Annotated in this window: 13 protein-coding genes; 8 read left to right on the plus strand and 5 right to left on the minus strand. The window is 36.0% G+C overall.

Translation table 11 applies throughout. From position 1 onward, the window contains the following. Nucleotides 1-61: 61 nt before the first annotated feature. Nucleotides 62-1,981, minus strand: coding sequence for a molecular chaperone DnaK (gene dnaK, locus HCO57_RS04350; protein ID WP_136949736.1), 1,920 nt, complete (start codon nucleotides 1,979-1,981; stop codon nucleotides 62-64). Between the two features lie 232 nt (nucleotides 1,982-2,213). On the opposite strand from dnaK, the gene HCO57_RS04355 reads away from it, so the two are divergent. Continuing rightward, entirely contained in the window at nucleotides 2,214-3,638 is a 1,425-nt protein-coding gene (locus HCO57_RS04355) for an L-serine ammonia-lyase (RefSeq protein ID WP_167988004.1), read from the plus strand. Here the strand turns inward: HCO57_RS04355 and HCO57_RS04360 are convergent. Continuing rightward, nucleotides 3,635-4,093: a nuclear transport factor 2 family protein gene (locus HCO57_RS04360; RefSeq protein WP_167988005.1), complete on the minus strand. Its 459-nt coding sequence runs from the start codon at nucleotides 4,091-4,093 to the stop codon at nucleotides 3,635-3,637. The two genes, HCO57_RS04355 and HCO57_RS04360, sit on opposite strands and share 4 nt — an antisense overlap. Nucleotides 4,094-4,164: 71 nt before the next feature. On the opposite strand from HCO57_RS04360, the gene panB reads away from it, so the two are divergent. From panB to HCO57_RS04380, 4 genes are read left to right on the plus strand one after another with little or no spacing between them, the layout of a single operon-like run. After that, nucleotides 4,165-4,983, plus strand: a complete 819-nt coding sequence (gene panB / locus HCO57_RS04365) for a 3-methyl-2-oxobutanoate hydroxymethyltransferase (protein ID WP_136949733.1) — start codon at nucleotides 4,165-4,167, stop codon at nucleotides 4,981-4,983. An 11-nt stretch (nucleotides 4,984-4,994) separates the two neighbouring features. Then, nucleotides 4,995-5,495, plus strand: a complete 501-nt coding sequence (gene lspA, locus HCO57_RS04370; protein ID WP_167988006.1) for a signal peptidase II — start codon at nucleotides 4,995-4,997, stop codon at nucleotides 5,493-5,495. Continuing rightward, on the plus strand, nucleotides 5,435-6,166 hold the full coding sequence (locus tag HCO57_RS04375) for a pseudouridine synthase family protein (protein WP_209065970.1): 732 nt from the start codon (nucleotides 5,435-5,437) through the stop codon (nucleotides 6,164-6,166). Before lspA ends, HCO57_RS04375 begins: the two co-directional genes overlap by 61 nt. Before the next feature lie 28 nt (nucleotides 6,167-6,194). After that, nucleotides 6,195-6,716 (plus strand): DUF4252 domain-containing protein, encoded by a 522-nt coding sequence (locus HCO57_RS04380; protein WP_167988007.1) that lies wholly within the window; start codon nucleotides 6,195-6,197, stop codon nucleotides 6,714-6,716. Here HCO57_RS04380 and HCO57_RS04385 read toward each other — a convergent pair. Next, nucleotides 6,706-8,250, minus strand: coding sequence for a hypothetical protein (locus tag HCO57_RS04385; RefSeq protein ID WP_136949730.1), 1,545 nt, complete (start codon nucleotides 8,248-8,250; stop codon nucleotides 6,706-6,708). The two genes, HCO57_RS04380 and HCO57_RS04385, sit on opposite strands and share 11 nt — an antisense overlap. 146 nt (nucleotides 8,251-8,396) lie before the next feature. Between HCO57_RS04385 and HCO57_RS04390 the strand changes: the two genes are divergently transcribed. Together HCO57_RS04390 and leuB are read left to right on the plus strand one after the other, a co-directional pair. Next, nucleotides 8,397-9,569, plus strand: coding sequence for a 2-isopropylmalate synthase (locus tag HCO57_RS04390; RefSeq protein WP_167988008.1), 1,173 nt, complete (start codon nucleotides 8,397-8,399; stop codon nucleotides 9,567-9,569). 25 nt (nucleotides 9,570-9,594) lie between these two features. Then, nucleotides 9,595-10,713 (plus strand): 3-isopropylmalate dehydrogenase, encoded by a 1,119-nt coding sequence (leuB, locus tag HCO57_RS04395; RefSeq protein WP_167988009.1) that lies wholly within the window; start codon nucleotides 9,595-9,597, stop codon nucleotides 10,711-10,713. 31 nt (nucleotides 10,714-10,744) lie between these two features. Here leuB and HCO57_RS04400 read toward each other — a convergent pair whose 3' ends face one another. Beyond that, nucleotides 10,745-11,968: a peroxiredoxin family protein gene (locus tag HCO57_RS04400; RefSeq protein ID WP_167988010.1), complete on the minus strand. Its 1,224-nt coding sequence runs from the start codon at nucleotides 11,966-11,968 to the stop codon at nucleotides 10,745-10,747. Between the two features lie 129 nt (nucleotides 11,969-12,097). On the opposite strand from HCO57_RS04400, the gene pheT reads away from it, so the two are divergent. Beyond that, nucleotides 12,098-14,524 (plus strand): phenylalanine--tRNA ligase subunit beta, encoded by a 2,427-nt coding sequence (gene pheT, locus HCO57_RS04405; RefSeq protein ID WP_167988011.1) that lies wholly within the window; start codon nucleotides 12,098-12,100, stop codon nucleotides 14,522-14,524. A gap of 75 nt (nucleotides 14,525-14,599) precedes the next feature. Here the strand turns inward: pheT and HCO57_RS04410 are convergent, their stop codons facing one another. Next, nucleotides 14,600-15,166 (minus strand): fasciclin domain-containing protein, encoded by a 567-nt coding sequence (locus tag HCO57_RS04410; protein WP_167988012.1) that lies wholly within the window; start codon nucleotides 15,164-15,166, stop codon nucleotides 14,600-14,602. Nucleotides 15,167-15,346: the final 180 nt, after the last annotated feature.

Here is a 15,346-nt window from a genome sequence, read left to right on the forward strand (position 1 = left end):
ATTGCATAAAAAAACCCTGATGAAAATCATCAGGGTTTTTATTTTAATATATTTTAGAAGTTTATTTCACTTCTTCAAAATCTACGTCTTCCACGTTATCACCTTCAGACGCTTGTCCGTTTGCTCCTGCCGCACCACCTGCATTTGCAGTTGGGTCACCACCAGCTTGGCCAGCCTCTGCTTGCGCTTTATACATCTCTTCTGATGCTACTTTCCAAGCTTCGTTAATTTTCTCTAATGCTGGAGAAATAACTGCTAGGTCTTTGGTTTCATAAGCCTTCTTTAATTCTTCCAAAGCCTCCTCTATTGGCTTTTTCTTATCATCAGAAAGTTTATCTCCAAACTCGCTCAATTGCTTTTCTGTTTGGAAAATCATACCATCAGCTTCATTTAACTTATCTGCTGTTTCTTTAGCTTTTTTGTCTGCCTCTGCATTAGCTTCTGCTTCTGCTTTCATTTTCTGAATTTCCTCTTCCGTCAATCCTGAAGACGCTTCAATTCTAATATCTTGAGACTTATTTGTAGCTTTATCTGTTGCAGATACTTTAATGATACCGTTGGCATCAATATCAAAAGTTACTTCAATTTGAGGCGTACCTCTTGGCGCAGGTGGAATACCATCTAAATGGAACCTACCGATGGTCTTGTTATCCGCAGCCATTGGTCTTTCTCCTTGTAGAACGTGTATTTCTACAGAAGGCTGGTTATCTGCCGCCGTAGAAAATACTTGAGACTTCTTTGTTGGAATTGTTGTATTAGCTTCAATCAATTTAGTAGCTACACCACCCATAGTTTCAATACCTAAAGAAAGTGGCGTTACATCTAACAACAATACATCCTTGACATCTCCTGTTAATACACCACCCTGGATTGCAGCACCTACAGCAACTACCTCATCCGGATTAACCCCTTTGCTTGGCTTTTTACCAAAGAATTTCTCAACAGCTTCTTGTACTGCAGGGATTCTCGTAGAACCACCAACTAAGATAATTTCATCAATATCACTCTTAGATAAACCCGCAGATTTTAATGCAGACTCACAAGGAGCAATTGTTCTCTTTACTAAATCATCTATAAGTTGTTCAAACTTAGCGCGACTCAGTGTTCTCACTAAGTGCTTTGGTCCAGAAGCAGTCGCTGTTACGTAAGGCAAGTTAATCTCTGTCTGTGCAGAAGAAGACAACTCAATCTTCGCTTTTTCAGCAGCTTCACGTAGTCTTTGCAATGCCATAGCATCCTCACGCAAATCCATTGACTCATCTGCCTTAAACTCTTCTGCCAACCAATCGATTATTTTCTGGTCAACATCATCACCTCCTAAATGCGTATCGCCATCTGTTGCTAATACTTCAAAAACGCCATCTCCTAACTCAAGGATAGAAACATCATGTGTACCACCACCAAAATCAAATACTACAATTTTCTGGTCAGAATCTTTTTTATCCAAACCATAAGCCAAAGAGGCTGCTGTTGGCTCATTAATAATACGCTCTACTTTAAGACCTGCAATTTCACCAGCTTCTTTAGTAGCTTGTCTTTGAGAATCGTTAAAGTAAGCTGGTACAGTAATTACAGCTCTAGTTACATCCTGCCCTAAATAATCTTCTGCAGTTTTCTTCATTTTTTGAAGAATCATGGCAGACAATTCTTGTGGGGTATACAAACGACCATCAATATCCACTCTTGGTGTATCGTTATCTCCTTTTACAACATTATAAGGTACTCTGTTGGCCTCTTTTTGACTTTCAGAGAACTTATTTCCCATAAATCTTTTTATGGAATAAATGGTTTTATTTGGGTTAGTCACTGCTTGTCTTTTTGCAGGGTCCCCCACTTTTATCTCTCCTCCTTCTACAAATGCAATTACAGACGGAGTTGTCCTTTTACCTTCTGCATTAGGTATAACCACAGGCTCGTTACCCTCCATTACGGAAACACAAGAGTTGGTCGTACCCAAATCGATACCTATTATTTTACTCATGCTTATTATTTTATTTTTTTTCTATTCATTTTACACTGCATAAATGTCAATGATTATGCCATGCCTTAAGCCTATGACAAGGTGTCAGTATAGCGTCAATTTTTTGTCAACTTAATTTCTTTAGACAAGAAAAGAAATTATCAATATGATATTAACCATAAAGATTCTTAAAATTATTCCTAATAACTTAGGGTGTATTTAACTTATATTTGATTATCTAATAATCTGAATCATGGAATGCATTAGTGTTTTTGATATGCTTAAAATTGGCGTAGGTCCCTCTAGTTCTCATACGCTTGGACCTTGGCGCGCAGCAGAACAGTTTTTGGCAGTATTAAAAAAAGAACAAAACCTGGAAAAAGTGATTCAAGTAAATGTATTGCTTTATGGCTCACTATCGTTAACAGGTAAAGGACATGCCACAGATATAGCAGCAGTTTTAGGCTTATTGGGTAAAGACCCAGTATTTATAGATTGTGATACTATTGACCCTATTATAAATACAGTAAAAAAGACTGGTAAAATCTGTTTGGATGCTAAACATGAAATTGATTTTTCCTTTACAGAGAACATTAAGTTTCTAAAAGAATTTTTACCGTTTCATGCAAATGGAATCACTTTTGAAGCTACCCTAGAAAATAACACCAAAGTAACAGAAACCTATTACTCCATCGGTGGCGGTTTTGTGGCACAAGAAAAGATAGATTTATTGCCCAACACTGCCTTAGCTACAAGCGTATTCCCCTACCCCATAGAAAATGGAGAAGCAATTTTACAGTATTGTAAAAGCAATCAATGGTCTATTTCTGAACTGGTTTTAGAGAACGAACGCGCACTGCGGACAGATGCAGAAATAGATTTGCAATTACAGCATATATGGAACACTATGCTGGAGAGCATGTTTCTTGGTTGCCATACACAAGGCATCTTGCCTGGAGGTTTACAGGTAAAGAGACGTGCTTTTGACATGAATCAAAAGCTTATTGGCGACAAACCCTATAAGTCACCGCAAGAATGGATAGAAGCCATAAGAGACACAGAAGTTAAGTTTAGACAAATTATAAAATGGGTGAGCTGTTTTGCCTTGGCAGTTAATGAGGTAAACGCTTCCTTAGGTAGAGTTGTTACTGCACCTACCAATGGTAGCGCAGGTGTAATCCCTGCTGTTTTAATGTATTATTTAGTCATAGAAAACCACGACGGTAATTTTGACGACATTAAAAAATTTCTGTTAGTAGCTGGGGAAATTGGTAGTGTCTTTAAAAAAGGAGCTACCATTTCTGCTGCTATGGGTGGTTGCCAAGCAGAAATTGGCGTTTCTTCTGCAATGGCAGCTGCAGGATTAACAGAACTTATGGGGGGATCTCCGGAACAAGTTCTCATGGCCGCAGAAATTGCGATGGAACATCATTTAGGACTTACATGCGATCCTATTGGTGGTTTGGTACAAGTACCATGCATAGAGCGTAATACCATGGGTGCTATTAAAGCCATAAACGCTTCGGAACTGGCATTAGATAGTGACCCAACTTCCGCTAAAGTTCCGTTAGATAAGGTAGTGAATACCATGTGGGAAACTGCCAAAGACATGAGCAGCAAGTACAAAGAAACCTCTGAAGGTGGTTTGGCTGTAGGAGTAAATTTGAGTGATTGCTAGTTTTCACAACCTTCTTTACCGCGCGTATCTATGAGGTAAATAATCTTCCAATTTCCATCAAAGTTTATGAGCTGAAAAGAATTGACGCCACAATGACTAAATTCTTTATTTAAAAAAAATGTATAATCTATCCATGCATTCGCCATGGTACGGTCTACCTGTATAGAAAAGTTAGTTAATTCTTCTTTAAACTCCACCTTAGCTGGTATTGACACAATATTTTTATAAAGGGTGTGTATGTCTTCTGTCTTAAATAGCGTTTTCCCTTCTTGGGTTACACTTGTAGTTTGCACCACTACATGGTCTGCCACCACTTGTTTCATCATTAGAGAATCTTTTGCATGAAAACCTTTAAAAAAAATAGTAATTGCTTTTTTTACTTGTTCTTCTGGAGATTGAGAAAAACCTAAAGCATTGGTAAACAAATAAAGAATAACTAAAACGACAATTTTCATAAGGTTCAATTACAGTTCCTGCAATCAAATTAAACAAAACTGCTTACATTTAGGCATCAAAGTACAATATAATGTCTGTAGCTAAAAAACGATATAAAAGGGTTACCGTGAAATCCTTGGTAGAAATGAAGCAAAATGGAGAAAAAATCTCCATGCTCACGGCCTACGATTATTCTATGGCGAAAATTGTAGACGCTGCTAATGTAGATGTGATTTTGGTAGGCGATTCTGCTAGTAACGTCATGGCTGGTCACGAAACCACGCTACCTATTACATTAGACCAAATGATTTACCACGCTACTTCTGTTGTGCGTGCAGCGACTAGAGCATTAGTAGTTGTAGATATACCTTTTGGCAGCTACCAAGGAGATTCTAAAGAAGCCTTACGTTCTGCCATCCGAATAATGAAGGAAAGTGGCGGACACGCTGTTAAAGTAGAAGGTGGCTCGGAAATACAAGTTTCTATCAGTAGAATTTTGGAAGCTGGCATACCTGTTATGGGACATTTAGGATTAACCCCACAATCTATTTACAAATTTGGCACCTATACCGTTCGTGCTAAAGAAGAGGAAGAGGCAGAAAAGCTAAAAAGTGATGCCAAGCTCCTAGAAGAATTAGGCTGTTTTGCTTTGGTTTTAGAAAAAATACCAGCAAAACTAGCACAAGAGGTGGCAGAAAGTGTCTCTATACCTGTAATAGGAATCGGTGCTGGTGGCGGTGTTGATGGCCAAGTATTGGTGGTGCATGATTTATTAGGAATGACCCACGAGTTTAATCCACGGTTTTTACGTAGATACATGAATTTGTATGATGAAATGGAAAGCGCCATTTCTAACTATGTGAAAGATGTAAAAAGCAAAGACTTTCCTAACGACGAAGAATCCTATTAAAAATAAGTGTTTTGAGAACCAAATCGATTGTAATCTTACTTCTGATTTTGGTGAATTTTGGATGCGACCAAATTTCTAAAGAACTGGTGCGCAAAAAGGTAGAAGACAATGCATACATACCTTTGGTAAAGGACAATTTTATATTAACCAAAGTAGAAAATACGGGAGCAGCACTGGGTTTTGGCGCTAATTTTTCTCCCATACTAAAAAATGTATTGCTCAACTTTTTACCACTTGTTGTGCTGTTAATTTTATTAGTTCGCATATTTAAAAAGCAAAATTTGCCAAATTGGAATTTAGTTGCTTTCGCTTTTTTAATCGGTGGAGGCCTAGGCAACTTAATAGACCGTTTTTTATATGGCTCGGTTACTGATTTCTTTCATTTGAAAATCGGCTTTTTAAGAACAGGAATTTTTAATATGGCAGATGTATCCGTGACCCTTGGCGCTATTTGTCTACTGATCTCCGTAATGCAACAACAAAAGAAAACATCATCAAAAAATCTAGCATAAAAAATTTAGACGTCTTGTATGAGGACAATCACCTAATCGTGGTAAATAAACGTCCTGGAGATATTGTACAAGGTGATAAAACTGGGGACACTCCCTTGTCAGAAATAGTTAAGGGTTTTCTAAAAGAAAAATACAACAAACCAGGCAATGTATATTTGGGCGTTGTACACAGATTAGACCGCCCTACCTCTGGTATTGTGCTTTTCTCTAAAACTAGTAAAGCTCTGCCCAGATTAAATAAACTATTTGCAGAAGGTAAGACAGAAAAAACCTATTGGGCAGTTGTTAAACAGGTTCCCGACAAAAAAGAAGCCACACTTACGCACTGGCTTAAACGTAATCCAAAACAAAATAAATCTTACGCATACCCTCAAGAAGTTGCAGACAGTAAAAAGGCAATATTGAGTTACCAAACTATTAAAGTATTGAATAATTATTTTTTACTAGAAGTAGATTTGCATACCGGCAGACACCATCAAATACGATCACAATTAGCAGCTATAGGTAGTACTATTAAGGGCGATTTAAAATACGGGGCGGACCGTAGCAACAAAAATGGTAGTATTCATCTACATGCACGCAAATTGACCTTTACGCATCCTGTTAGCAAAGAACATATTACTGTGGTAGCCAACCCACCTAAAGACCCTATTTGGGATTCTTGCTATTAAAGTCTTACTTTAGAAGAAACTCAGAAACATGAAAAAGCTTCTCCCCTTTGTATTTTTATTGATACTTGCTTCTTGTAGTAGCTATAACTCCATTGCTGATTTTTACGAAGCGCACAAAAATGACAATCAAGTTACTGCCTTTAGAGTACCACAATTCATGTTTTCTCTAGTACGAAGTATATCTCCAGAAATGAATAGTATTATAGGGGATACCAAAGATTTAAGATACATGCAATTCCCTAGTGCTACAGATACACAATCTCAATTCTTAAACAACCAAATGAACAGTTTTACGGGCAATTCTTTTATAGAAATTTACCGTAAAAACGATGATTTAAAACGCAATGTGATTTCTGTCCGCGAAAAGCGAGACGTTATTAAAGAAATATTGGTGTACAAAAACGATAATAAAAATGGCTCTTTTCTATATTTTAAAGGTAATTTTGACCCCGTGCAAGTAAGAAAAATGGCCGCAAATAATGAGTTTGAAAGTTTTAGTCAAAGCTTGTTACCCCAAATGTTAAATACCAATGTACCACCTACCGAGTGATAGCTAAAGACTTTTCTCTGATGATTTCTGAAACGGGTCTATTTTGTAAATGACTTTCTAACCAAGACAAAATATCTAAATACAAGAACGCTCTTTTTTCATAAGGATGGTCCTCATATTTCTTAAGCTCATTATATAGTTTCTGAAATTCTGCTTTTAAATCTGTTGGATATATCTCTCCAAGATTACGCAAGAATTTTATCATCTCCTTTTGTACAGCATGCAAATCGTTCATTTTTAATAAAAACTTATAGGTGTTCTTTAACTGCACCTCTAAATGATAATCCATACCCGCCTCATAATGCGCTACCAGACTTAAAACTCTAGCAAAACACATTAAATCTTCTCGCATTTTAAGATTTTTATTGTTGATGATTCGTTTTAAATATGCTATACAATTTTTATTGTCTCCAACACCAAAATACAAGCACGCAATCTTGTAATACAACAACATTACGTGGTGTTCATCAATTCTATCTTTATGCTTCCTAATACCATACTCAACAACATTTACAAGATATAAGCCACTCTCGAACGTACCTTCAAAAAAATGAAGATTTAATTTATTACTGTTGATGTACAAAAAGGCTAGAGATGTAACATTATCGTTTTTAGGAAAACTTTTATTGGCAACTGTATCCTCTAACTTTTGTAAAGTTTCTTTAAATAGACTTCTATATTTTACATAGAAAAGCGATTCTAATAAATAATGATTGCCCTTTAAATAAAAAACGGGATTTAGATAAATCATTTCATGATTTGAGTAAAATAATTCTACCCACTTAGTGCTGTATTTATAAGCTGATAAAAAATCTTGGGTTAAAAAACTATACCATAAATGCGCCTTGTACAACCATAGCTTTTCTCTAAAATCTAAATCCTCAATCTTATATTCGGGTAAATGTGCTTCAAAATATTCCTTTACTAGTTTTAGGTCTTTATCATTCCGAACATAACCCACCTTAAGCATCATACCATACAACTGTAAAGAAAGATTAGACAATTTACTGGTTACTACATTTTGTCTACTTAAATCCTTGGCTTGTCTAGCAAGTTCATCTGCTCTATCTGGTATGCTGCGGGTAATATATTGGGTTTCTATTATCTTTTCTAGTTCCACAATCTCATAGGCAACATTCTTTTCTTCATTCTCTATTGCCATGGTTTTTGCTTTATCTAAAAGCTTTAAACTTTGTTTGTATAATCCTTTCTGGTAAAGAATAGTGGCAAAGTCTAATTGTTCCCTTATTTGCACTCTAATATTCTGATTAACAGGATTCAACCTTAAACTAATCAATATTTGCTTATACAAATGTGCTTTTAAGTTAGATAACTGCGCTTTTTTAACAATACCACTCTCTAAAATTTGCTTTTCATTATAAGATTTCATCTTATCCAACAAATTAAAAAGTGCTAAGAATTTTGCATCGGTATTAACCCCTAGCCTACCCACGTACAATTTAAACTGCCTTTTCTCTGACTTAGAAAGGGATTTAATCAAAATAAACAAGGTATCCTTAGCAGTGCTTGTCATCGTAAAAAATTATATCTATACAACTGATTTATAATAACTTAATATACTCCATTACTAGATAAACATTGTAACAGAAAGTGCTTACGATATTTATTTAATCCCAGCATTAATACATTCGTAAGGATTAGATAAAATCTACGTAAACTATGGGTAAAGATAAGGTACATATTTTTGATACAACACTAAGGGATGGCGAACAAGTTCCAGGTTGTAAATTAGACACGGAGCAAAAATTGGTCATTGCAAGCCGCTTAGATGAGATGGGTGTGGATGTTATAGAGGCAGGTTTTCCCATATCTAGCCCTGGAGATTTTAAATCTGTAGAAGAGATTGCCAAATTGGTTAAAAATGCAACGGTCTGTGGTTTAACCCGTTCCGTTCAAAAAGATATTGAAGTTGCCGCCCAAGCCCTTAAATTTGCCAAAAGACCTAGAATACACACCGGAATAGGAACCTCTGATTCCCACATTACCCATAAATTCAAATCTAACCGAGAAGACATTATAGAAAGAGCTGTTGCTGCTGTAAAATATGCAAAAACTTTTGTAGAAGATGTGGAGTTCTATGCAGAAGATGCTGGCAGAACGGATAATGAATATTTAGCAAGAGTATGCGAAGCTGTAATTAAAGCCGGAGCAACCGTACTAAACATCCCGGATACTACAGGCTACTGTTTACCAGATGAATACGGTGCCAAAATGAAATACCTTAAAGAAAATGTAAAGGACATAGATAAAGCCATTTTATCCTGTCATTGCCATAACGATTTAGGTTTGGCTACTGCAAATTCTATTGCTGGCGCCATAAACGGTGCTCGCCAGATAGAATGTACTATAAACGGTATTGGAGAACGTGCAGGAAACACATCTTTAGAAGAGGTAGTAATGATTATGAGACAACATCCAGACTTACACTTAGATACTAATATTAACAGTAAGTTGCTGTATGACACTAGTTTAATGGTGTCTCAAAAAATGGGAATGCCTGTACAACCCAATAAAGCTATTGTAGGTACAAATGCTTTTGCACATAGCTCCGGCATACACCAAGATGGCGTTATAAAAAATAGAGAAACCTATGAAATTATTGACCCCGCAGATGTAGGCGTTAGCCAATCTTCTATTGTACTTACCGCTCGTAGTGGTAGAGCTGCCTTGGCCTACCGCGCAAAAAACGTTGGTTATGAATTAACTAAAGTACAATTAGACAAGGTTTATGAAAACTTTTTAAAGTACGCAGACCGTAAAAAAGAAATTGTGGATGCGGATATCCATGAAATTGTGGAAACTAGCGCCATAGACATGACAAGTTTAGCTTAATCCCCCCATTTAAAATAAAAGCTTTATGAATTTAGACATCGCCTTATTAGCCGGAGATGGTGTAGGACCAGAAGTTACCCAACAAGCGGTAAAGTGTTTGGAGGCCATTGAGGAGATTTACAATCATAATTTTAAATTTACCCCCGCCATCGTAGGTGCGCAAGCCATAGAAACCTACGGGAGTGCATTACCTAAGACAACTTTAGAAATATGCCAAAATGCAGATGCCGTACTCTTTGGTACAGTGGGCGACCCAAAATTTAACAACAATCCTGTTGCTCAGGTAAGACCGGAACATGGTTTAATACAACTCCGTAAAGCATTAGATTTATATGCCGACTTACGACCAGTTAAAATTTTTCCGTCGCTTGTAAATAAATCCCCTTTAAAACCAGAAATTATTAAGGGAACCGATTTTATTGTATATAGAGAACTCACAGGGGGTATCTATTTTGGAGAAAAAAATATGAACGCAGAAGGCACAAAAGCCTCTGATGTTTGTGAGTATACAGAAAAAGAAATAAGTAAAATTGCTCACTTAGCATTTAAAGCTGCAAAAAACAGAAAAAACAAGGTTACTCTTATTGATAAAGCTAATGTTTTAGAATCTTCTAAATTATGGCGAAAAGTGGTTGGTACAATTGCTCAGAGCTATCCAGATGTTAAGTTGGAATACATGTTTGTAGATCATGCAGCCACGGAATTAGTTAGTAATCCAAATGTTTTTGATGTATTACTAACTGAGAATATGTTTGGTGATATTATTGCTGATGAAGGTGGCGTAATAAGTGGTATTACTAATACTTTAGCCTCTGCAGCTATCGGGGATAATAATGGACTATTTCATCCTTTACATGGTGCATATCCAGAACAAAAGGATAAGAATATTGCCAATCCTATAGCCGCTATTTTGGCTGCTGCCATGTTATTAGAATATTTTAAAATGTTTGAGGAAGCTATGGCCATAAGAGAAGCGGTAAATAAAGCCATAAATCTTGGTATTGTTACCAAAGATTTAGATGCCAATAGTACCTATGGAACAAGCCACATAGGGGATTTTATTGCCAACCACATTGTAGATAATGACGACCAGTTTAATATGAATAATGAAAATATTAATCTAGGAAGGTCTACAATTATCTAAACTTTACTGCAAGCTTAACATTATAAAAGAACTACTCATTAAGTAGTTCTTTTATTGTTTTATCAAATTCCTTTTTAAATTCTTCATATTTCTCCCCAGTTGCAGGGCCATTGAACCCAGTATGTATTTTTCTTACCGCACCTTTTTTATCTATATAAATAGTGGTTGGATATGAGAGAACATGATTTAACATCGGTAATTTTTCATTAGCCTTGTCTTTGGCAGATGTACCAACTTGCGCTAATAAAATTGGGTAGTCTACTCCCACACGTTCTTTTAACCGCTTTATTCCTTCAAAAGCCTTCTCCTCTGTTCTTGCATATTCAAAAGCTAATGCCACCATTTCTACATCCGCATCAGGATTATTTTGCAAATACTCTACATAAAACTTTGTTTCATCCAGACAATTAGGACACCAAGTTCCCATAATCTGCACCAATACTGGCTTATCTTTAAATTGGTCATCAGAAAGACTTACCATTTGTCCGTCCACGTCTGGGAAACTGAAATCAAATGTCTCATACCCCTCCTTTAAAAAGGTTAGTTCGTTAGCATCAGGGAGCTCATAAGTCTCGTCTCTACTACCCTTAAAATTTGCTACATAATGTTTGCCAGAGTAAAATTTACCATTAAGCACATTATCCTCTACTTTGGCCAAGAACAAAAATACATGAGCACCATCAAAAGTGGAAAGCTTTAAACTATCTCCATCCATAACACCCTCTAAATACCTGTAATCTCCAGTAGTAGTTCTAATGGTCCCCGTAACCTTATCATCAGACTGATAAAAAATACCTTTTGCCATATATGCAGAAGGCAAATCGTACTCAAATTCTGCTTTCCAGATTCCAGATACAGATGCCTTCGCGTCTTGCTGAACAGAAAATCTAGGTGCTTCTCCATAGCTGGCCTCAAAAGGCACAGAGCGTCCTAAACTTTCTTTTATAAAATTACCTGCAATATGGTTTTCTGTAAAAGTAGCATTGATGTACCCCTCAAAAACAGGCATTTGTATCCTTATGCTATCTCCTTTTACCATGATTTCGTCTACGGTAAGTTTTTCATCAGCATTGCTAATTGTCATTACATAAGAACTATCTTGCTGCTTCAGCATAAAAGTAAAAGGCAATTCATGCCCTTCCGATACTTCCATAACCGCACGCCAAGGACCTGTATTTAAACTTGGTTTCTTAGGTGTCTCTTTACAAGCAAAGAATACCACACATAACAGCAACAAAACAATCTTCTTAAGCATAAAATTAAATTTTCGTGAAATTTTAAAAAATAAAGGTAATGCTTAGCCCCATTACAAAAAAATGTAAGTACAAATGCCATTGAATGTACCATGGCAATGTTTTATATTTGCGGACTTTAATATAGGTAGATGAAGATTTCTTACAACTGGTTAAAGCAGTTTATACAATTAGATTGGGAAGCCGATAAAACAGGCGAATTATTAACCGATTTGGGATTAGAAGTAGAAGGCATTTCTAAATTTGAGTCTGTTAAAGGCAGCTTAGCAGGCGTTGTTATTGGCCATGTACTTACTTGTGAGCAACACCCCAATGCAGACCGCTTAAAAGTAACCACTGTAAATATTGGACAAGAGGAGCCCGTACAGATTGTGTGTGGCGCTCCCAACGTTGCCGCTGGTCAAAAAGTACCTGTTGCTACTATCGGCACTACTTTATATACACCAGAAGGAGAAGCTTGGACCATAAAAAAAGGTAAAATAAGAGGTGAAGAAAGCCATGGTATGATTTGCGCTGAGGACGAATTAGGTCTGGGCAAAAGCCATGAAGGTATTATGGTTTTAGATGAAGATTTACTGCCTGGAACAGCCTGTGCCGAAATATTTGAGATTGAAACTGATGAAGTTTTTGAAATAGGTCTTACTCCAAACCGCTCAGATGCAATGAGTCATTTTGGCGTAGCACGAGATCTAAAGGCTGGGCTAGAACAAAAAGAGGTATTTGCAGAATTAATTACGCCATCTACTAGCAATTTTAATGTAGCTGAGCGTTCTATTAAAATAGACGTGGATGTTCTAGATAGTAAACTAGCTCCACGTTATTGCGGTGTTACTATAAAAAATGTATTAGTACAAGAATCGCCTAATTGGTTAAAAAACAGATTAAAATCTATTGGCTTAGCCCCAATCAATAATATTGTAGACATCACCAATTATGTACTACACGAACTTGGACAACCCTTGCATGCTTTTGATGCCAGTAAAATTAAAGGGAATAAGATTGAAGTAAAAACTTTAGAAGAAGGTACCAAATTTGTTACTTTAGATGGGGAAGAACGTACCTTGCATGCAGATGATTTAATGATTTGCGATGCGGAAAAACCCTTATGTATTGCTGGAGTTTTTGGAGGGTTACATTCTGGCGTAACAGAACATACTACCACTGTATTTTTAGAAAGTGCTTATTTTGAACCAGTTACCGTTCGTAAAACCGCAAAAAGACATGGGTTAAATACAGATGCCTCTTTTCGTTTTGAACGCGGAATAGATATCAATTTTACCAAATATGCACTTAAGCGTGCTGCTGTTTTGATAAAGGAAATTGCAGGTGGTGAAATTTGCTCAGAGATTGTAGACCTTTATCCGGTAAAGAAAGAAGACCACCAAGTATTCTTAACCTTTGAAAAAATAAATAAACTCATTGGTGAAGAACTAAAAAAAGACACTATCAAATCCATTCTAACAGCTTTAGAAATTAAAGTAAACAATGTTACTGAAGCTGGTTTAGGATTAACTATACCATCTTACCGGACAGATGTGGAAAGAGAGGTAGATGTTATAGAAGAAATTTTACGAGTATACGGCTACAATAATATTAATATCAGCGAAAAAATAACCGCATCTGTAGCTAGCACTTCTAAATTTGATAACCACCGTCTACAAAATATAATTGGTAACTTATTAGCCGATAAAGGTTTTTATGAAATAATGACCAATAGCTTGGTTCCAGAATCTCAAAAAAACGATGCCAATCTACCAGATGATGAAAAAGCGGTGTATTTACTTAATCCATTGAGTAATGATTTATCCAAATTACGCCAATCACTTCTGTTTACTGGATTAGAGAGTATTGCATACAACCAAAATAGAAGACAAAACAATCTAAGATTGTTTGAGTTTGGTAAGACCTATAATAAAACCGGGGACGGATATGCAGAAGCAAATCATTTAGGAATTTATTTAAGTGGTAACCAAAATGAAGGGAATTGGTTAGAAACCGATAGAAAAGGAGATTTCTTTTATCTAAAAGGATTAATTACCAATGTTTTAGAGCGATTAGGTATTAACACCTTAAAAGAAAATCCTACCTATAGCGCTTTGTTAAGCGAAGGAATTGATTTAAAAGTTAAGAAAGAAACTGTCGTAAGTTTTGGACTTGTACACAATAGAATACTAAAAGAAGTTGGTATTAAAACTGAAGTTTTTTATGCCGACATTCATTGGGATAGTATCCTACGTTTAGTACAACAACAAAATATTATCTATAAAGAAATAGCTAGATTTCCTGAGGTTAAACGAGATTTTGCCTTACTGCTAGACCAGTCTATTAGTTTTAAGGATATACATGCAACGGCGTTAGAAACCGAACGGAAACTTTTAAAAGAAGTAAGTCTTTTTGATGTTTATACCGGTAAGAATTTACCAGAAGGCAAAAAGTCTTACGCAGTTAGTTTTACATTATTGGATGAAAAGAAAACGCTAACCGATAAACAGATTGATAAAATCATGGCTAAATTAGAAAAGAATTTTGTGGATAAACTCGGAGCTAGTCTTAGATAAATCAAAACAACATCAAACAATAAAAAGCTTTAGGAATCCCTAAAGCTTTTTTTATAATTCATATATAAAATCTTATTATTTAGAAGGACGTATCACTTGGTCTATTTGATGAATGACGCCATTACTCTGGGTAGCATCTGCATTGGTAATTACAGCTTTGTTTCCTAAAGCATCAGTCAGCACAATATCTAACCCAGACATTGTAGCTATAATTTTATTGCCATGTATAGTAGTGAAAGAAGCTTTCCCTCCTCCCCTGCACATTGCCTTTAAAATTTTAGATGCAGAATAATTACCGGCCACCAAATGATAGGTCAGTAATTCTTTTAAATCAGACTTATTTTCTTCTTTAAACAACTCTGACAACTCCATTTTGCTCATTTTGTTGAAGGCTACTTCAGAAGGAGCAAAAAAAGTAAATGGTCCGTTCGTATCTAAAACTTCCTCTAAATCGGCTGCTTTTAAGGCCGTAAATAAAGTTCTAAAATGTTCGGAATCAGCCGTTTTTTCTGCAATTGTTTTTTTAGCAGAAAAATACATTCCGGCAGGAATAGCACTAAGCCCTTGATTTTGAGCAGATAAAAATAGAGAAAAACAGCACAATAAGGCTACAAAGTAGGTTTTTGTCTGGGGGACATTCATTAGTAAGCTAGGTTTGTTTGGTTTATTTTATGGCCAAATCATCGACCAACTGCAAAATTCTTCGGTAAGTTAACTCTTTAAAACTTATCCACACAATACTAACATGCCGTTTATAGAATTTAACAATTATTTAACTTTTTACAGATTAAACAGTTTTTTTATCGTCTTAATTCATTCAGT

Origin of the sequence: Croceivirga sp. JEA036 (assembly GCF_011882165.1) — a bacterium.
GTDB lineage: Bacteria > Bacteroidota > Bacteroidia > Flavobacteriales > Flavobacteriaceae > Croceivirga.